Genomic DNA, 18251 nt, shown 5'->3' with positions numbered 1-18251 from the left:
CTCACCCGGCGTGGAACGCCGCAACGTGCTGCGCCACGATCGCGTCGAAGGAGGCGTCCGCCCGGAAGCCGAGGGCGAGGGCCGCCTCCGGCTCGAACGCCTCCGGCCAGGAGCCGACGATCCGCGCGATGGTCGCGTCGGGCTCGCGCCGGATCAGCGCCACGGCCCTGTCGGCCGCCGCCCGCCGAAGGGCCTCGATCTCCTCGGCCACCGTCGCCGAGACGCCCGGCATGGTCAGGCTGATCCGCGGGCCGATCGCCGCAAGGTCGAGCCCGGCCGCGTGGATCAGGAAGCCCACCGCCGCATCGGGGCTGGCGAACCAGTGCCGCACGGTATCGGGGACCGGCAGGATCGCCTCCTGGCCGGCCAGCGGTTCGCGGATGATCCCCGAGAAGAAGCCCGAGGCCGCCTTGTTGGGCTTGCCCGGCCGCACGCAGATGGTCGGCAGGCGCAGGCCGATCCCGTCCAGGAAGCCGCGCCGGGCGTAGTCGGCGAGCATCAGTTCACCCATGGCCTTCTGGACGCCGTACGAGGAGGCCGGGCGCAGGATGAAATCGTCCGGGATCACCTTGGGGAAGGGCGGTCCGAACACGGCGAGCGAGGAGGTGAAGACCAGCTTCGGCCGGTAGCCGTCCGCCGCGTTGGCGTGGCGGATCGCGTCGAGGAGCAGGCGGGTGCCGTCGAGATTGACCCGGTAGCCGAGTTCCAGGTTGGCCTCGGCCTCGCCCGAGACCACCGCGGCGAGGTGGAAGATCACCTCCGGGCGCCCCGCGATGGCGGAATCGGCGGCGCCGGGGGCGGTGAGATCCGCGGCCTCGGCCCGGACCGGGCCGGAGAACCCCGCCGGCGCCGTCGGTGGCACCACGTCGAGCAGGGTCAGCGCGGTGAGCGGCTGGCCGCCGACCCGGCCGTCCTTCACCAGGGCGTCCACGAGGCGGCGGCCGATCATGCCGGCGGCGCCGAGAATCAGGGCGTGCATGCAATTCCTCCGGTCACAGTGTGAGGCTTCACGCCATCATGTCGAGGGCGCGGCCGAAGAAATCCGGGCCGCCGAAATTGCCTGATTTCAGGGCGAGCAGCATCGGCTCGGGCCGTCCGGCACTACGCAGGACGGGGACACCCGCGGCGATCTCGGGGCCGAGCAGGAAGGCGCTGAGGCCGAGCCGGTCGACCACCGCGCCGGAGGTCTCACCCCCGGCCACCACGAGCCGGCGCACCCCCCGGGCGACCAGCCCCTCGGCGATGGCGGCCAGAGCCGCCTCGATGGCGTGGCCGGCGGCGTCGACCCCGTGCCGGGCCTGGAGGGCGCGCACCGCCTCGGGGGGCGCCGAGGAGGCGATCAGAACCGGGCCGGCGGCGAGGCGCTGCTCCGCGAAGGCCAGGGCCTCGGCGACCACGTCGGCACCGGCGAGCAGCCGTGCCGGGTCGAGGCGCAGCACCGGCATCAGCGCCTCCGCGGCGGCGACCTGCTGCAGCGTTGCCTGCGAGCAACTGCCGGCGAGGCAGGCGGCGCCTCCGCCCACCGGTTCGCCGATCGCCGCCCCGGCGGCGTCCTTCGTGCCGCGCCCGTCGGCGGCGAGCGCCCGCGCGAGGCCGAGCCCGAGGCCCGAGGCGCCCACGGAGAATTTGCGTCGAACGATCGCCCAGCCGAGCACTTCGAGGTCGCTGTCGAAGATCGCGTCCGCGATGGCGGCACCCTTGCCCTCGGCCGCCAGGGCGTCGAGGCGGGCCGCCACGGCCTCCGCGCCCCGGGCGACCGTGGCGGTGTCGACGAGGCCGACCGGGCTCGCGCTCTGGCGCCCGAGCACGCGCACGAGGTTGGCGTCGCGCATCGGGTTGAGCGGATGGTCCTTCAGCGGGCTCTCGTTCAGCGGCACGGCGCCGACGAACAGGTTGCCCTGGTAGACGCTGCGCCCCGTCTCCGGGAAGGCCGGGGTGACCAGCGCGATGGCCTCGCCGGCGTCAGCCCGCAGGGCATCCATCACCGGGCCGATATTGCCCGCGTCGGTGGAATCGAAGGTCGAGCAGACCTTGAACATCACGTGGGCGGCGCCCCGGGCCCGCAGCCAGGCTTCGGCCTCCCGGGAGCGCGCCACGGCCTCGTCGGCCGGGATCGAGCGGCTCTTCAGCGCCACCACCACCGCATCGGCCTCGGGCAGGGCGCGGCCCGCCTCCGGCACGCCGATGGTCTGGATCGTGCGCAGGCCCGCCTTGGTCAGGGTGTTGGCGAGGTCCGAGGCCCCCGTGTAGTCGTCGGCGACGCATCCCAGGGCGAGGCTCATCGGGCGTTCCCCTTGTAGGCGGCGAGCCAGCCGAGGCCCGCGACGGTATCGGCGGCCGGGATGTACTCGCAGCCGACGAAGCCGGCGTAGCCGAGCCGGTCCAGCTCGTCGAACAGGAAGACATCATCCATCTCGCCGGTGCCGGGCTCGTGCCGGTCCGGCACGCTGGCGGTCTGGACATGGCCGATCATCGGCATCAGCGCGCGCAGCCGCATGGTCACGTCGCCGTGCAGGATCTGGCAATGGTAGAGGTCGAACTGGAGCTTCAGGTTCGGCAGCGCCAGGTCGCGGATCAGGTCCGCCGCCCGGCCGAAATCGTTGAGGAAGTAGCCCGGCATGTTCCGGCCGTTGATCGGCTCCAGGACGAGGTCGAGACCGGCTGGCGCCAGGCGCTGCGCCGTCCAGGCGACCGCCCGGCGATAGGCCTCGGCGGCGCGCGGGTCGTCGTGCGGCGCGAGCCCCGCCATCAGGTGGAGCCGGCCGACGCCGGTCGCCTCGGCATAGCGCAAAGCCGTCTCGACCCCCGCCTTCAGTTCATCGAAGCGCTCGGGAAACGCCGCCAAGCCACGCTCACCCTTGGCGAAATCGCCGGGCGGCAGGTTGAACAGCGCCTGGGTCAGGCCGTTGCCCCGGAGCCGCGCGCCGATGGCCTCCGGCGGGTGCTCGTAGGGGAACAGGAACTCGACGGCGTCGAATCCGGCTCTGGCGGCGGCCTCGAATCGGTCGAGGAACGGAACCTCGTTGAACATGAGGCTCAAATTGGCGGCGAAGCGCGGCATTGTTCTGGGACTCCCTACGCTCGATCCGGCTACGCTTGACCCGGCAGCTTGGCCCCCGAGACCTGCGCGTAGAGCCGCGCCACGGAGGCGTCGTCGTCCCGGCCCATGCCGGCGCCCGACGCCATCAGGAACATCTGAAGCGCCGCCGCCGCCACCGGGACCGGGTATTTTTCGGCTCGGGCCATGTCCTGCACGATGCCGAGATCCTTCACGAAGATGTCGACGGCGCTCTTCGGGCTGTAATCGGCGTCGAGGATGTGGGGCACCCGGTTCTCGAACATCCAGGAATTGCCCGCCGACTTGGTGATCACCTCGTAGACGCGGGCGAGGTCGAGGCCCTGCTTGGCGGCGAAGCTCATCGCCTCGCAGGCGGCGGCGATGTGGACGCCCGCGAGCAGCTGGTTGATCATCTTGAAGGCCGCGCCCTGGCCGGCGGCGTCGCCGAGCTCGTAGAGCGTGCCCGCCATGGCATCGAGGGCGGGCCGGGCCTTCGCGAAGGCCGCCGCCGAGCCCGAGGCCAGGAAGGTGAGGCCGCCATCCGCCGCGCGGGCGGCGCCGCCGCTCATCGGGGCGTCGAGGTAGTGCCGGCCGGTGGCCTCCAGCCTTGCCGCCAGCGCCCGGGCGACGGCCGGGTCCATGGTGGCGGAGGAGACGAACACGGCGCCTTCGGGCATCGCGCCGGCGGCGCCGGCGGCGCCGAACAGCACCGCCTCGGTCTGGGCGGCGTTGACGACGACGCTCACCACAACGTCGGCGTCCCGGGCCGCCTCGGCCGGGTTGGCGGCGGCGCGTCCCCCGGCGGCGGCGAAGCGCGCCACCGCCTCCGGGTTCACGTCGCAGGCGGCGACGGAGAAGCCCGCCCGCAGGAGCGAGCCGGCCATGCCGGAGCCCATGGAGCCCAGGCCGATCACCGCGGCGCGGTGTGTTGGGTTGGTCATCGGGAGCGGCTCCTGCCTGGAGTGGTGGAAGGGGTCGTTACGTCGCTGAGTGGGGTGCATCGGGAGCCGCATTTGTCCCTCCCCCCTCTGCGGGGGAGGGTGGCCCGCGAAGCGGGTCGGGAGAGGGGAGCGACGGTGCAGAATTGAACGCCGGCCTTCATGAAGGTTGCGCCCTTTCCTGAACCCGGGTTCCCCCCTTGCGGGACTTCGTCCCGACCCGACCCCTGCTGACGCAGGGGCCACCCTCCCCCCTCTGCGGGGGGAGGGAGACCGGCGCGCTTGGCTCAAGGCCTCAGCGGTTGACCATCCGGGCCGGCGTGACGAACACGCAGGCCGCGCCGACCACCAGCATCACGGCGAGGGCGTACATGCCAGCCGCGGTGCTGCCGGTGGCGTCGCGCAGGGCCCCGATCACGTAGGGGCTGGCGAAGCCCGCGAGGTTCCCCACCGAGTTGATCAGCGCGATGCCGGCCGCCGCGCCCGCGCCGCTCAGGAAGGCGGTGGGCAGGGACCAGAACAGCGGCGAGCAGGTCAGCACGCCGGCCGCCGCCACCGAGAGCGCCGCCACCGCGACCGTCGTCGAGCCGGCGCTCGCCGAGACCACGAAGCCGACGGCGCCCAGCAGGGCCGGGACGATGAGGTGCCAGCGCCGCTCGCGCATCCGGTCGGCGCTCAAGCCCAGCAGGACCATCACGATGGCGGCGGACAGGAACGGGATCGCGCTGATCAGCCCGATGTTGAAATTGCCCTGCACCCCGGACGCCTTGACGATCGTCGGCAGCCAGAAGGTCAGCCCGTACTGGCCGGTGACGAAGGCGAAGTAGATCAGGCTCATGAACCACACGCGGCCGTTGCGGAACACGGTGGCGATGGAGTGCGGGCTCGATTCCTTGCCGTGGTTGTCGGCGGCGATGTCGCGCTCGAGGACCTGCTTCTCGGCCTCGCTCAGCCACTTGGCCTCGGTGGGGCGGTTGTCGAGGTAGAAGAACACCGCGAGGCCGACCAGCACCGCCGGCACCGCCTCGATCAGGAACATCCACTGCCAGCCGGACAGGCCGTGGGCGCCGTTGAACCCGTCCATGATCAGGCCCGAGAGCGGGTTGCCGAAGATGCCCGAGATCGGGATCGCCGCCATGAACACCGCGATCACCTTGGCCCGGCGATGGGCCGGGAACCACTGCGTCGTGTACAGGATCACCCCCGGATAGAACCCGGCCTCGGCGAGCCCGAGCAGGAAGCGCATCCCGTAGAAGGTCCATTCCGAGTTCACGAACACGAACGCGCCGGAGATGATCCCCCAGGTGATCATGATCCGGGCGATCCAGACCCGGGCGCCGACCCGGTGCAGGATCACGTTCGAGGGCACCTCGAACAGGAAGTAGCCGAGGAAGAAGATCCCGGCGCCCAGCCCGTAGACCGTCTCGGAGAACTTCAGCTCCTGGGACATCTGGAGCTTGGCGAAGCCGACATTCACCCGGTCGAGATACGCCACCACGTAGCAGAGCATCAGGAACGGCACGAGGCGCCAGAACACCTTGACGTAGGTGCGGTCGACGAAGGATTTTTCGTCCCTGGGTGCGGCGGCACTCCCCAGCGGAGCGGCTTGGACCGGCATCGGCGTTCTCCCGGGTCCGGGGCAGGGGCCCTCGGACGATGGTCTTCGCCGCACGGTTGGCAGCGCTGGGCCGGTGGCATATCTCCTTTTGGCAGCGCTGCCAATCCGGTTGTGCGGAATAATGCAGGCGGGTATGTCGGGTGTCGAAGCGCCGAGGACGGTCTTCCCATCACCCCCCCTCATCCTGAGGTGCCGGAGCGCAGCGCAGGCCTCGAAGGAGCCCTCCAGCCGGCCGCGCGATCCCTGGAGCCCTCCTTCGAGGCCCGCTGACGCGGGCACCTCAGGATGAGGGGGTTTGCGTGGGAGAAGTGATCGTCGTCGCAAGAAAAATCGCGCCGGGAGAGCGGGGCCATGGACGACCTTCAGCCGCCGGGGCGGCTCGTGACCCTCACCGACGTCGCCCGGGAGGCCGGGGTGGGCGAGAGCACGGTCTCGCGGGTCCTGCGCAACCACGGCTCCTATTCCAAGCGCGCCGGCGAGCGGGTGGCCGAGGCGGTGGCCCGGCTCGGCTACGTGCCGAACCGGCTGGCCGGGAGCCTCGCCGGGCCGGGGGCGAGCACGCGGCTCGCAGGGGTCGTCATCCCCTCGCTCGCCAACGTAGTCTTTCCCGACCTGCTGCGCGGCCTGACCACGGCGCTCGATGCCGAGGGCATCCAGTGCGTGATCGGGGTGAGCGACTACGATGCGGACCGCGAGGAGGCGCTCGTGGCCGCGCTCCTGTCGTGGCGCCCGGCGGCGCTTCTGCTCACCGGGCTGGAGCACACGCCCGGGACGGTGGCCCTGGCGCGGGCCGGGGGCCTGCGGGTGGTCGAGATGATCGACACGGACGGGGCCGGGATCGACGCCGTGGTCGGCTTCTCCAACCGGGCCGTGGGGGCGGCGAGCGCCCGCCACCTCGTGGGGCGGGGCTACCGCCGCATCGCCTATCTCGGCCACGATCTCGCCGTCGACCTGCGGGCGGGCAAGCGGCTGGCCGGGTTCGAGGAAGCCCTGGCGGAGTCAGGTTTGGCGCTCTGTGGCAAAGACATCCGCCCCGGCCCGTCCTCGCCGGGTTCCGGGCGGGCCGGGCTGGAGGCGCTGCTCGCGCGCCGCCCGGACCTCGACGCGGTCTATTTCTCCAACGACGACATGGCGCTCGGCGGCTACTTCGCGTGCCTGGCGGCGGGCCTGGCCGTGCCGGGGCGGATCGCCCTGTTCGGCTTCAACGGGCTCGACTTCGCGACGGCGATGCCCCAGCCCCTGTCGACGGTGCGCACGCCGCGCCTGGAGATCGGCCGGCAGGCCGCCAACTGCGTGATGGGCGAGCGTGCCAAACGGATCGATCTCGGCTTCACGCTGATCGAGGGAGCGACCGCATGAATGAGACGGCGTTGCGCGAGGAGATCTGCCGCTACGGCCGCTCGCTGTTCGAGCGTGGCCTGACGCCGGGCTCGTCCGGCAACATCTCCCTGCGCCTGCCCGACGGCGGCTGGCTGGTGACGCCGACCAACGCCTCGCTCGGCTTCCTCGACCCGGCGCGGATCTCCCGGCTCGACGACGCCGGCCGGCTGGTCTCCGGCGACAAGCCGACCAAGGAGATCCCGCTGCACAGCGCGCTCTACGAGAGCCGGAGCGGCGCCAAGGCCATCGTCCACCTGCACTCGACCCACGCGGTGGCGGTCTCGATGCTGCCGGAGATCGACCCGAAGCAGGTGCTGCCGCCGCTGACGCCCTACTACCTGATGCGCACCGGCGGCACGGCGCTCGTGCCCTATTACCGCCCCGGCGACCCGGCGGTGGCGGACGCGATCCGGGGGCTCGCGGGGAAGTACAGTTCGGTGCTGCTCGCCAATCACGGACCCGTGGTGGCCGGCGACAGCCTGGAGGGCGCGGTCTTCGCCACCGAGGAATTGGAGGAGACCGCCAAGCTGTATTTGTTACTCCGCAACCTCAACCCGCGGCAGCTCAGCCCGGGGCAGGTGGCCGATCTCGTCAGCCATTTCGGCCTGACCCTGCCGGAAACCGACGGGCACCACGATCACGGATGAGGCGCGCGTCTCCCTCCCCCTCTATGGGGGAGGGTGGCCCCTGCGTCAGCAGGGGTCGGGCCGGGACGAAGTCCCGCAAGAGGGGAACCCGGGTTCAAGAAAGGGCGGGGCCTTCAAGAGAGGCAAGTGCCCTCTTCTGCACCGTCGCTCCCCTCTCCCGCCCCCCCTCCGGGGGCCACCCTCCCCCGCAAAGGGGGGAGGGAGACCGGCGTGCCTCACCCCTCGATCTTCGAGAACTCCGCCACCTCGCGCGTCGCGGCGCGGAGCGCGTTGAGCAGCAGCAGGCGGTTCGCGCGGAGCTTCGGATCGGGGGCGTTGACGGTCACGTCCTGGAAGAACGCGTCCACCGGCGCGCGCAGCGTCGAGAGCGCCTGCATGGCGCCGGCAAAGTCCTCGCGGACCACAGCCGCAGAGGCGGTCTCCCGCGCCTTGGCCAGGGCCTCGGCGAGCGCCCGCTCCGCCGGCTCGCCGGCGGCCGCGAGGGCGGCGTCGGGTTCGGAATCGTAGGCGTGGCCGTCCTTCTTCTCCTCGATGCGCAGGATGTTGGCCGCGCGCTTGTAGCCCGCGAGCAGGTTCTTCCCGTCCTCGGTGTCGAGGAATTGTCCGAGGGCCTCAACCCGGCGGACCACCATCAGCAGGTCGTCCTGGCCGGGGAGGGCGAAGACGGCGTCGATCAGATCGTGGCGGGCGCCCTGGTCGCGGAGGTAGACTTTGAGGCGGTCGGCGAAGAAAGCGAGAAGATTGCCATCTGATGAATTGAAGATCCGCGGAAAAGCCTCGCTTTCCGTCTCTTCGCCGGTGATATCAGGAACCAAATATTTATACGCCTCGAATGCGTGCTCTGATAGCTTGAGCCGCAATCCATTCTCGATAATGATTCGGATCATACCGAGGGCGGACCTTCGAAGCGCGTACGGATCCTTACTGCCGGTCGGCTTTTCATCGATAAACCAAAAGCTCACCAGCGTATCGAGCTTGTCGGCCAGTGCCACTGCGATCGAGACTGGATCGCTCGGCACCCGGTCGGTGGGACCGACCGGCTTGTAGTGCTCTTCGATGGCGGCACAGACGCTGGGTTGCTTGCCTTGAAGGGCCGCATATTTGCGGCCCATCAGGCCCTGAAGCTCCGGGAACTCGCCAACCATCTCGGTTACGAGGTCAGCTTTGGCGAGGTGGGCGGCATCTTCAGCTTGCTTGGAATCAGCGTCAATCAGCGGTGCAAATTCCCTCGCGAGTGCGGCGATGCGAGTGATCCGCTTGCCCTGTTTCCCAATTCGCTCGTGGAAGACGATGGCGTCGAGCTTCGGCAGCCGGTCCTCCAGCGGAACCGCCCGGTCCGTGTCCCAGAAGAATTTGGCGTCCGACAGGCGCGCGCGGACCACCCGCTCGTTGCCGGCGGTGATGGCCTGTCCCCCATCGGTGGCCACGAGGTTCGAGACTAGGATGAAGGCCGGCGCCAGATCCTCCGAGCCGCTTTTCCGCAGCACGAAACACTTCTGGTTGGCCCGGATCGTCGCGCGGATCGCCTCGGCGGGGATGGCGAGGAAGGCTTCGTCGAAGGAGCCCAGCAGCACCACCGGCCATTCCACGAGGCCGGCGACTTCGTCCAGCAGGCCTTCGTCCTCCACGAGATCAAGGCCGCGGGCGAAGGCGAGGTCGCGGGCGTCGTGCAGGATCACGTCCTTGCGCCGGTCGGGATCGAGGATGACCTTCGCCCGCTCCAGGGCCTGGATGTAATCGTCGAACCGGCGCACCTCGATCGGCTCCGGCGCCAGGAACCGGTGGCCGTAGGTCACGGTCCCGGCCGGGATCCCGCCCACCGTGAACGGCACGACCTCCGGGGTCTCGGTCTCGGGGCCGAAGGTCGCGACGATCGATTGCAGGGGGCGCACCCAGCGCAAGGCGCCCGGCTCGGCCGAGGCCGCGCCCCAGCGCATGGATTTCGGCCAGGGGAAGGTCTTGATGATCTCGGGCAGGAGTTCGGCCAGCACGTCCAGGGTCGCACGGCCCGGGCGCTCGATCACCGCGAGGTAGAATTCGCCCTTCTTCGGGTCGGTGATTGTCTGGGCGTCCTCCAGGCGCGCCAGGCCGGCGCCCTTCAGGAAGCCCTGGATCGCCGCCTCGGGGGCGCCGACCCGCGGGCCGCGCCGCTCCTCGCGCACGGCCTCGCCGCGGGCGGGCAGGCCGGCCACGTGCAGCGCTAGGCGCCGCGGCGTCGAGAAGGCCTTGGCGCCCTCGTAGAGGAAGCCGCGCTCGACCAGCGCGTCGGTGACGCGTTTCTTCAGATCCTCCGCCGCGCGCCGCTGCATGCGGGCGGGGATCTCTTCCGAGCGGAGTTCGAGCAGGAGGTCGGGCATGGCGCGGCCATATCGCCGCGCCGCAGGCCTGTCGAGGGCCGCGGGCGGGGGCTCAGCGCGCCTCGCCCTTCAGGATGGTCGAGAGCTGCCACTTGCGGTCGCCGATCGCGTGGGCGTCGGACACCTTCCAGCTCCCGTCCTCGCGCACGAGGTCGTAGACGATGGATTTCGAGCCGTCGCCGCCCTTGCGCTCCACCGTGACCTTGGCCTGGTCCTGACCCTCGGTGGCCTCCTTGAAGGTCAGGGCCTTGACCGTGTCGGGCTTCAGGGGCTCACCGTTGAGGCGGTAGTCGAAATCGAGGTTGCCGGCGGCGCCGTTGGCCTGCTTGGCGTCGGCGTCGAACAGGCCCTGGAGCCGTTTTGAGTACACCGCGGAATGATTCGGATGCGGCTCGGCGTAGAGCTTCTTGACCACCGCCTCGGGGCCGGGATCGGCCGCGAGCGCCGGGGCCAGGCCGAGCCCGAGGATGCCGAGGGCGAGGAGGGACTTTTTCATCGAACGGTTCCCGCGTCTGCGGACGCGCCGGGGCGCGCCGGTTGGCGGGGGTTGCAACGCGCGAGGGCTCAAGCGGCTCCGTTGGGGCCGGCGGGCGAATCGATCAGGGCCCGCGGTCCGTTGGACGCTCGATAGCCGGAACCAAGCGGCCGCTGGGTGATTCGAGGAGGTCAGCGCGTTTCATAAAGTGCAATCCGAGGGTCCGCTTCACGCCCCCCCGGCCGCCGTCCTCAGCCACGCCGCCCCGCAGGCCTTGGCCAGGTCCCGCACCCGCAGGATGTAGCTCTGGCGCTCGGTGACCGAGATCACCCCGCGGGCGTCGAGCAGGTTGAAGACGTGGCTCGCCTTGATGCACTGGTCGTAGGCCGGCTGCGCCATGCGGTGGCGCTCGCCCTCTGCGGCCGGCGCGCCCGCGTCCAGATAGGACCGGCAGGCGGCCTCCGCGTCGGTGAACTGGCGGAACAGCATCGCCGTGTCGGCCGCCTCGAAGTTGTGGCGGGAATATTCCTGCTCGGCCTGGAGGAACACGTCGCCGTAGGTGACCCGGTCGGCGCCCGCGGCGCCGTTGAAGTCGAGATCGTAGATGTTCTCGACGCCCTGCACGTACATGGCGAGCCGCTCCAGCCCGTAGGTCAGCTCGCCCGCCACCGGCGCGCATTCGAACCCCGCCACCTGCTGGAAATAGGTGAACTGGCTGACCTCCATCCCGTCGCACCAGCACTCCCAGCCGAGGCCCCAGGCGCCGAGCGTCGGACTCTCCCAGTCGTCCTCGACGAAGCGGATGTCGTGGAGCGTCTGGTCGACGCCGATGGCGGCGAGCGAGGCGAGATAGAGCTCCTGCAGGTTCGGCGGGTTCGGCTTCAGGATCACCTGGAACTGGTAATAGTGCTGGAGCCGGTTGGGGTTCTCGCCGTAGCGCCCGTCCTTGGGCCGGCGCGAGGGCTGGACATAGGCCGCCTTCCAGGGCTTGGGCCCGAGCGCCCGCAGGGTCGTGGCCGGGTGGAACGTGCCGGCGCCGACCTCCATGTCGTAGGGCTGCAGGATCACGCAGCCCTGCGCCGCCCAGAATTCCTGAAGCGTCAGGATCAGCCCCTGGAACGATTTCTTTTGGGACATGGGTGTCGGCGGCTCGGGATCGTGCGGCCGGTCGGACCGCCGGCGCGCCGGTTTAAGTGCGGGCCGGCGGGGGTGCAAGGCGCCCCGGCTTGCGCATCCGGGGCGGAGGATGGTCCGATCCCGCCGGACGGAACCCGGAGGACATCATGGACGCTGACACGGCCGGCATCGCGATTCGCCCGATCGGACCGGGCGACCGGGCGGCGTGGGGGCCGCTCTGGCGGGGCTATCAGGCCTTCTACAAGGTCGACCTGTCGGAGGCGGTCACCGACACCACCTGGGCCCGGCTCAACGACCCGGCCGAGCCCGTGGACGGCGCCCTGGCCTGGCGCGGGACGGAGGCCCTGGGCCTCGTCCACCACATCCGCCACCGCTCGGCCTGGACGGTCGGGGACTATTGCTACCTGCAGGACCTGTTCGTGGCGGACGGCGCCCGGGGCCTCGGGATCGGCCGGCGGCTGATCGCCCACGTCTACGCGGTCGCCGAAGCGGCGGGCTGCGCCCGCGTCCACTGGCTGACGCACGCGACCAACACCGACGCGATGCTGCTCTACGACCGGATCGCGGAGAAATCCGGCTTCGTGCAGTACCGCAAGATCTTCTGAGCTCAGACGCCCCGGGTGCGGCGGGACACCGAAGCCGGGCGGTTTTCGGGCAATAAGCCGGAACCGCCGAGCTGACGGCCAAGTTATCAGTCCAACAGGGGATCTCGGCACCTTCGCGCTGCCGACTCGAATGCATCGGACGACCAGCCATGCGCAATGCTCGCACCATCGACACCTTCGGCCGCAAGAACATCGCCGTCCTCGCCGCGCTCGCCATCTCCTCCCTGGTCGCCACGCCCTTCGTGATGAGCGCCAGCCGCGCGCTGGCCACCGCGGAGGATCAGCCGATCGCCGCGACCCTGCGGGTCGAGCCGGTGGAGGTCGCCCCGGTGGCGGCGGCGCCCAAGGCGACCTGCCTGCGCAAGGTGCGGGTCGTCTACAGCGGCTACGGCCAGCCGGCCGATGGCTGCGCCGCCCACTGACGGCCGCGCCCCGAACTAACCATGGGCCGGCGCGGTGCCGGCCAAGCGCTTGAGGTGGAGCTCCTCCAGGTCGAGTTCCGTCTCGAGCTGCCGCAGCACCGAACTGTGGATCCGGTTCTCGCGGTGCAGGCCGATCAGGGCCGACCGGCCGGACCGCACCGCGAGCAGCGCGGCGGCGAAGTGCTCGGTCTTCTCGGCCGCGAGCGCCGCGCGCTCGTCACGATCCCGGGACGCGGCCCGGACCCGGCGGCGGTACTCCTCGACGAGGCGCGGGTGCTGCAGGCCCCCGGTCTCGGGACGCACCAATCCCTCCAGGGCGGCGAGCCCCGCCTCGTGCACCACCACCCGGGCCATGGGCGCATCGAGTTGCCCGTCGGGCAGCTGCGCCGCGGGGTCGAGGCCGAGCCGACGGATCAGCGGCCCCAGGGTCGTCCCCTGCACCAGCACGGTGAACAGGATCACCGCGAAGGACGCCACCAGGATCGCGTCGCGGCCGGGGAAGTCGACCGGCAGCGCCAGGGCCGCCGCCAGGGTCACCACCCCGCGCATGCCGGCCCAGCCGACGATCAGCGGCACCGCCGGCCTCGGCGCGGGTTCCTGCGCCCGCACCCGGACCCACAGGATCCGCCGCAGGTAGACGGCGGGAAAGACCCAGAGCAGGCGGGCGACCACGCAGGCCGCCGTGACGGCGAGCGCCAGCGGCAGCCCGGACGAGAGCGATCCGAGTTCGCCGCCGGTCCGCGCCAGCACGCCGCGGAGCGCCAGCCCGATCAGCACGAAGACCAGCGCCTCCAGCACGAAGACGACGAATTCCCACACCGCCACGGCGTGGCGGCGGGCCTGGGCGTCGAAGGTCTCGTGCTCGCGTCCGCCCATCATCAGGCCGCAGGCCACCACGGCGAGCACTCCGGAGGCGTGGACCTCCTCGGCCAGCAGGTAGGCGATGTAGGCGGCGAGGAAGCTCAGCACCGTGACGGCGTTGGCGTCGTGCAGGCGCCGCACGACGGCGTTCACCACCATCCCGCAGGCGAGCCCGATCGCGACGCCGGCCACCGCCAGCCAGGCGAAGCTGCCGACGGCCGCCGAGGCGCTGAAGCTTCCGGTCAGAGCGGACGCCACGGCGAAGCGGTAGAGCACGAGGCCGGAGGCGTCGTTGACGAGGCTCTCGCCCTCCAGGACCGTGATCATCCGGCGGGGCAGGGCGACGCGGGCGAGCACCGCCTTGGCGGCCACGGCATCCGGCGGCGAGACGATGGCGCCCAGCGCGAAGCAGGCGGCCCAGGGCAGGGCCGGCGCCACCGCGTGGGCGACGAGCCCGACCGCCAGGGTCGTGAACAGGACCGCGCCGAGGGACAGGGACAGGATCGGGCCGAGGCTCGCGCGGAAATCGCGCCAGACGGTGAAATAGGCCGATGCGAGCAGGAGCGGCGGCAGGAACAGGACCATGATCAGGTCCGGATCGAGGTCGAAGGCCGGCAGGCCCGGCACCACCGCGAGCGCCATGCCGCCCAGCACCAGGGCGGCGGCCGGCGGGAACCCGAGCCGCCCGGCGGCCAGCGACACCAGCAGGGCCGCCCCGAGCAGTGCGAGGATCACTTCGAACAGGGCGACGGGCGTCATCGATCGGCCATAGCGCGGTCTTCCGAGAAACGTCAGGGTTTCAAGAGGTCCGAGGCCTTTTGCGGGTCCACGGCAAAGCCCTGCAAATCTCGAAGGCTCCGCCCCCGAACCCCGCCGAAGGGCTCAAGCCCTTTGGAAACCCCTCTCAGAGCGCGCCCTCGCGCACCGCACCCGGATCGGCCAGGGCGTGGAGGATGCGCGCGGCGCTGTGGGCGAAGCGCAGGGTCACCGCCTTGCGCCGGGCGCCGCTCAGCGGGTGCTCCGGGGCCTCCCGGAGGATCCCGGCGCCGTAGCCGTCGGCGACGATCAGGCCGCATGCCTCCGGGATCAGGGATTCCGGCACGTCCTCGGGGATCGCGAAGAAGAAGCGGTCGCAGAAGTCGCGGTAATCCGGCCATTTCCGGTCGGCGCGGAAATCCGCCACGCTCGACTTGATCTCCACGATGGTCAGCCGGCCCGCGCCGCAGAGCGCGATCACATCGGCCCGGCGGCCGTTGACGAGGGAGAATTCCGGCAGGGTGACGCAGCCCATCTCGGAGAACAGCCGGCGCACCCCGCGCTGGATGCGCAGGGCGGTGGGCGACTGGCGCCGGTCCGGCGGCAGCAGCGCCTCCACGGCCGGGGCGGCGGAATCGGGCAGGCTGAGGGAAGCGGACATCGATCGGGGCGTGTGTCTGTGCCGAATCGGGACATCCTGCCGATCCGGACGCCATCCGTCACCTGCGGCGCGGCAGCGCCCCGGCCTCAGCCGCCCAGGCAGGCCCGGATCGCGTCGAATCCGTCGGTGAGGGCGGCCGGACCCGGCTGCAGGATCAGCGGCGCCTTGATCTCGTGGATGCGCCCGTCGCGCACAGCCGGGATCGCCGCCCAGCCCGGGCGCGACCGGATCCGGTCGAGATTGACCTTCTTGCCGCACCAGGAGGCCAGGATCACCTCCGGCGCGGCCGCCGCCACCTGCTCGGGCGTGACGATCCGGTCCCGGGCGGCGGGCTGCCGGCTCAGCGCCGGGAAGACATCCCGGCCGCCGGCATAGCCGATCAGGTCGGAGACCCAGCCGATCCCGGAGATCATCGGCGCGTCCCATTCCTCGAAGTAGACGCGCACGGGCGGGCGGTGCCGCGCCGCCGCTTCGGCCTCCGCCAGCCGCGCCGCGAACCCCGCCGCCAGGGCCTCGGCCCGCTCCGGGACGCCCACCAGCGCGCCGAGGGTGCGCACCATGGCGAGGCATCCGGCCACGTCGCGCTGGTTGAACAGGTGGACCGCGATGCCCGCCCGGGCGAGGTCGGCCACGATCTCGGCCTGGAGATCGGAGAAGGCCAGGACGAGGTCCGGCGCCAGCGCCAGGATCTTCGGGATGTCGGCGCTGGTGAAGGCCGAGACCCGGGGCTTCTCCCGCCGGACCCGGGGCGGCCGCACCGCGTAGCCCGACACGCCGACGATCCGGTCCTCCTGCCCCAGCAGGTACAGGGTCTCGACGGTCTCCTCGGTGAGGCAGACGATGCGCTCCGGCGGGAAGCGGCGCATCAGCGGGCGCGCCGGGTCATCGGTTGAGCCGAGTCACTGGTCGAGCCACGCGAGCAGCCCGGCCCCGGGGGCGAGCAGCACGAAGGCCCAGACCAGCGCCGAGGCGACGTTGGCCGCCTGGAACGGCAGCCGCGACAGCCCGAGGATGCCGGCGAGCAGCGGCACCAGCGCCCGGGCCGGCCCGAAGAACCGCCCCAGGGCCACCGCGGCGATGCCCCAGCGCCCGATGAAGGCCTCGGCCTTCGCGGTGAGGTCGGGATAGCGCCGCAGGGGCCATTTCGTCTTGGCCCCCGGCCCGAGCCAGCGCCCGGCCTCGTAGGAGACCCAATCCCCCAGGGCGGCCCCGCAGGCGGCCCCGAGGACCACCGGCCAGAAAGCGAGATCGGCGCCGCCGACCAGGGCGCCGATGCCGATCAGGATCACGGTGGCCGGCACGAACAGCGACAGCACCGCGATCGACTCGCAGAAGGCGAGCCCCCCGGCGATCAGCGGCGTCCAGACCTTGTGCGCCTCGACGAAGGCAAGGGTCGCGGTGCGCAGGGCTTCGATGTCCATCGGGCTCGGGGGGCGGCGGGGCGACCGGACGCATCTGAGGTGGGGGCGGGCGGGGGACAAGGGTTTTTCGGGTTTAGGCTTGCCTGGAGGCGCAAGTGAGAAGCGCCGCCATGGGCGGACCTTCGGAATCGGCTTATTCTTCCCGGTATGGAGAGGCCGCTCCATACCGGGGTCGAGACCGAGATCTATCTGCGTTCTACGGAGCGCGTGATGGATGAGGCGGAGCGCGATGCGGTGGTCGACCACCTGTCGGCCAATCCGCAGGCCGGCGATCTGATTCCCGGGACCGGCGGTATCCGCAAGGTTCGGGTTCCCCGCGCCGGGCGGGGAAAGCGCGGCGGCGGCCGCGTGCTCACATACGTTCTCGTGGATCGCGCCGTCTACCTGCTGCTGGCCTACGCGAAGGGCGATCAGGCGCCCCCCTCGCCCGAGCAGGTCCGCATCCTGAAGCGGCGGATCGAGGATCTGTCCGGAGGGATCGCAGCGGCGCGGCTCAGGCCGCCCGAGCCAGATCCCCTTCGATCGCGGCGAGCGCCCGCTCGAGCGCCGCGAAGCAGGCCGGGTCGAACGCCGTACCGAGATCCGCGCGCATGATGCCGAGCGCCTTCTGAAGCGGCATAGCCGCCCGGTAGGGACGGTCGGCGGTCAGCGCGTCCAACACGTCCGCCACCGAGACGATCCGGGTCTCGGGTGCGATCGCATCCCCTGCAAGCCCGCGCGGATAACCCTTGCCATCCAGCCGTTCGTGATGGCCGCCGCCGACAAGGGCCATCTCGTGGAACGCCGCCACCCGGGTCAGGATGGTTTCGGATAGGGACGCGTGATTGCGCATGTCCCGCCACTCCGCCTCGTCCAGCTTGCCGTTCTTGTCGAGGATCGCGTTCGAGACCCCGAGTTTGCCGACATCGTGCAGCAGCGCCGCCCGCTTCAGCCAGCGGCGGCGTTCCGACGTATAACCGAGTTCGGCCGCGATCATGTCGGCGTAGACCGCGACCCGCTCCGAGTGGCCGGAGGTGAACGGGCTTTTGGCATCGATGATCTGGGCGAAGGCACGGGCGATATCGTCGAGGTAGTCCTCGTCCACGACGATCGAACTGTGCGGCGCCAGGGCCAGCACCGCCGCCTCGACCTCGTCCGAGGCCAGGGTTTCCCAGAAGCCGGGCTCGGCCGCGACGGCCTCGAAGCAGGCCACAACCTGAGGATCGAACCATGTCCCCGAGCGTGTCCGCACCTCGGCGATCGCGGCCGCGGGGCCGGCCGTCGTGTGGAAGACGTCTACGACCTGAGCCAGCAGCGCCACGCGTGCGTAGAGCGGGATTGCAGGGCCTGCGAGATGGTCCGGCCGGCCCGCGCCGTTCCAATGCTCATCCAGCGTGTGGATGGCTTCGCAGACGCTCGCGGGGAACCGCAATTGCCGGGCGATCTCGGCACCGCGCTGACAGCGGGTTTGGATGAGGTCGTCGACGATCGAGCCGCCGTTCTGCAAGATATTGAGCACCGCACGGAAGCGTTCGGCCAAACCGGCCTTCAGGCCCGTATGCGAGAAGACAAAGCCGAGCACCTTCGGAAGGCTATCGCTCACTGTCTTGAAATCACGCTTGAAACTGAGATCATCGGATAGATAGAGCTCGCAAATGCGCGCGGCGTTGCTCGAGCAGCCGAGATCCTTCAATATGATCGTGTGATAGAGCTCCCAGAGCTTCGACTCAGGCAGATCAAGCTTCCGGCCGATTTGGAAGCCGATCCACGTCGCGCGGACGCAATGACCCACGGGCTGACCTTCCGTCAGATCGAGGGCGTGGCTCAGGGCGCCGAGGATTTCGGAGAGCGCGACCGTCTTGTCTTCCGCTTTACCGCCCGCCACGATCTGCATCGCTGTAGCCAACTCTAGACCTGTTCAGCAGTAGTATTATTC

At 70.8% G+C, this 18251-nt stretch carries 17 protein-coding genes; 4 read left to right on the top strand and 13 right to left on the bottom strand.

What is annotated here, in order from left to right; translation table 11 throughout:
• Position 1: 1 nt before the first annotated feature.
• From denD to AC3IF3_RS26745, 5 genes are all read right to left on the bottom strand, one after another.
• A complete protein-coding gene (denD, locus tag AC3IF3_RS26765) occupies positions 2-979 on the bottom strand; it encodes a D-erythronate dehydrogenase (protein ID WP_489230944.1) in 978 nt (325 codons plus the stop codon).
• Positions 980-1007: 28 nt separating this feature from the next.
• The gene (otnK, locus tag AC3IF3_RS26760; RefSeq protein ID WP_489230943.1) at positions 1008-2282 is read right to left on the bottom strand and encodes a 3-oxo-tetronate kinase; all 1275 of its coding nucleotides are present in this window, start codon (positions 2280-2282) and stop codon (positions 1008-1010) included.
• Positions 2279-3061 carry a 2-oxo-tetronate isomerase gene (gene otnI, locus AC3IF3_RS26755; RefSeq protein ID WP_489230942.1) on the bottom strand — a complete coding sequence of 261 codons (783 nt, stop codon included), beginning with the start codon at positions 3059-3061 and terminating at the stop codon, positions 2279-2281. Before otnI ends, otnK begins: the two co-directional genes overlap by 4 nt.
• Before the next feature lie 29 nt (positions 3062-3090).
• Positions 3091-4059: an L-threonate dehydrogenase gene (gene ltnD, locus AC3IF3_RS26750; RefSeq protein WP_279598100.1), complete on the bottom strand. Its 969-nt coding sequence runs from the start codon at positions 4057-4059 to the stop codon at positions 3091-3093.
• A gap of 232 nt (positions 4060-4291) precedes the next feature.
• Complete coding sequence (locus AC3IF3_RS26745; protein WP_489230941.1) at positions 4292-5614, bottom strand: MFS transporter; 1323 nt, start codon at positions 5612-5614, stop codon at positions 4292-4294.
• Positions 5615-5965: 351 nt separating this feature from the next.
• On the opposite strand from AC3IF3_RS26745, the gene AC3IF3_RS26740 reads away from it, so the two are divergent.
• Positions 5966-6973 (top strand): LacI family DNA-binding transcriptional regulator, encoded by a 1008-nt coding sequence (locus AC3IF3_RS26740; protein ID WP_489230940.1) that lies wholly within the window; start codon positions 5966-5968, stop codon positions 6971-6973.
• Positions 6970-7641 carry a 3-oxo-tetronate 4-phosphate decarboxylase gene (otnC, locus tag AC3IF3_RS26735; protein WP_489230939.1) on the top strand — a complete coding sequence of 224 codons (672 nt, stop codon included), beginning with the start codon at positions 6970-6972 and terminating at the stop codon, positions 7639-7641. Before AC3IF3_RS26740 ends, otnC begins: the two co-directional genes overlap by 4 nt.
• Positions 7642-7856: 215 nt before the next feature.
• On the opposite strand, the gene glyS is transcribed toward otnC, so the two are convergent.
• From glyS to AC3IF3_RS26720, 3 genes are all read right to left on the bottom strand, one after another.
• Positions 7857-9950 carry a glycine--tRNA ligase subunit beta gene (gene glyS / locus AC3IF3_RS26730; RefSeq protein ID WP_489231373.1) on the bottom strand — a complete coding sequence of 698 codons (2094 nt, stop codon included), beginning with the start codon at positions 9948-9950 and terminating at the stop codon, positions 7857-7859.
• Positions 9951-10050: 100 nt separating this feature from the next.
• Positions 10051-10494, bottom strand: coding sequence for a DUF3828 domain-containing protein (locus tag AC3IF3_RS26725; RefSeq protein WP_243973653.1), 444 nt, complete (start codon positions 10492-10494; stop codon positions 10051-10053).
• A 207-nt stretch (positions 10495-10701) separates the two neighbouring features.
• Positions 10702-11610 (bottom strand): glycine--tRNA ligase subunit alpha, encoded by a 909-nt coding sequence (locus AC3IF3_RS26720; protein ID WP_243973654.1) that lies wholly within the window; start codon positions 11608-11610, stop codon positions 10702-10704.
• Positions 11611-11756: 146 nt separating this feature from the next.
• On the opposite strand from AC3IF3_RS26720, the gene AC3IF3_RS26715 reads away from it, so the two are divergent.
• A complete protein-coding gene (locus AC3IF3_RS26715) occupies positions 11757-12215 on the top strand; it encodes a GNAT family N-acetyltransferase (RefSeq protein WP_243973655.1) in 459 nt (152 codons plus the stop codon).
• Positions 12216-12364: 149 nt separating this feature from the next.
• Positions 12365-12637 (top strand): hypothetical protein, encoded by a 273-nt coding sequence (locus tag AC3IF3_RS26710; protein ID WP_243973656.1) that lies wholly within the window; start codon positions 12365-12367, stop codon positions 12635-12637.
• 15 nt (positions 12638-12652) lie between these two features.
• Here the strand turns inward: AC3IF3_RS26710 and AC3IF3_RS26705 are convergent, their stop codons facing one another.
• From AC3IF3_RS26705 to AC3IF3_RS26685, 5 genes are all read right to left on the bottom strand, one after another.
• A complete protein-coding gene (locus AC3IF3_RS26705; protein WP_489230938.1) occupies positions 12653-14257 on the bottom strand; it encodes a Na+/H+ antiporter in 1605 nt (534 codons plus the stop codon).
• A 145-nt stretch (positions 14258-14402) separates the two neighbouring features.
• Entirely contained in the window at positions 14403-14915 is a 513-nt protein-coding gene (locus AC3IF3_RS26700; RefSeq protein ID WP_243973658.1) for an MmcB family DNA repair protein, read from the bottom strand.
• 86 nt (positions 14916-15001) lie between these two features.
• A complete protein-coding gene (locus AC3IF3_RS26695) occupies positions 15002-15781 on the bottom strand; it encodes a cobalamin-binding protein (protein WP_489230937.1) in 780 nt (259 codons plus the stop codon).
• Between the two features lie 33 nt (positions 15782-15814).
• Positions 15815-16336: a DedA family protein gene (locus AC3IF3_RS26690; RefSeq protein WP_243973660.1), complete on the bottom strand. Its 522-nt coding sequence runs from the start codon at positions 16334-16336 to the stop codon at positions 15815-15817.
• Positions 16337-16829: 493 nt separating this feature from the next.
• Positions 16830-18209: an HD-GYP domain-containing protein gene (locus AC3IF3_RS26685; RefSeq protein ID WP_489230936.1), complete on the bottom strand. Its 1380-nt coding sequence runs from the start codon at positions 18207-18209 to the stop codon at positions 16830-16832.
• Positions 18210-18251 lie beyond the last annotated feature (42 nt).

The organism is Methylobacterium sp. J-118 (assembly GCF_057836565.1).
The sequence above is the reverse complement of the archived record's forward strand: the minus strand, read 5'-3'. Positions and strand labels throughout refer to the sequence as shown.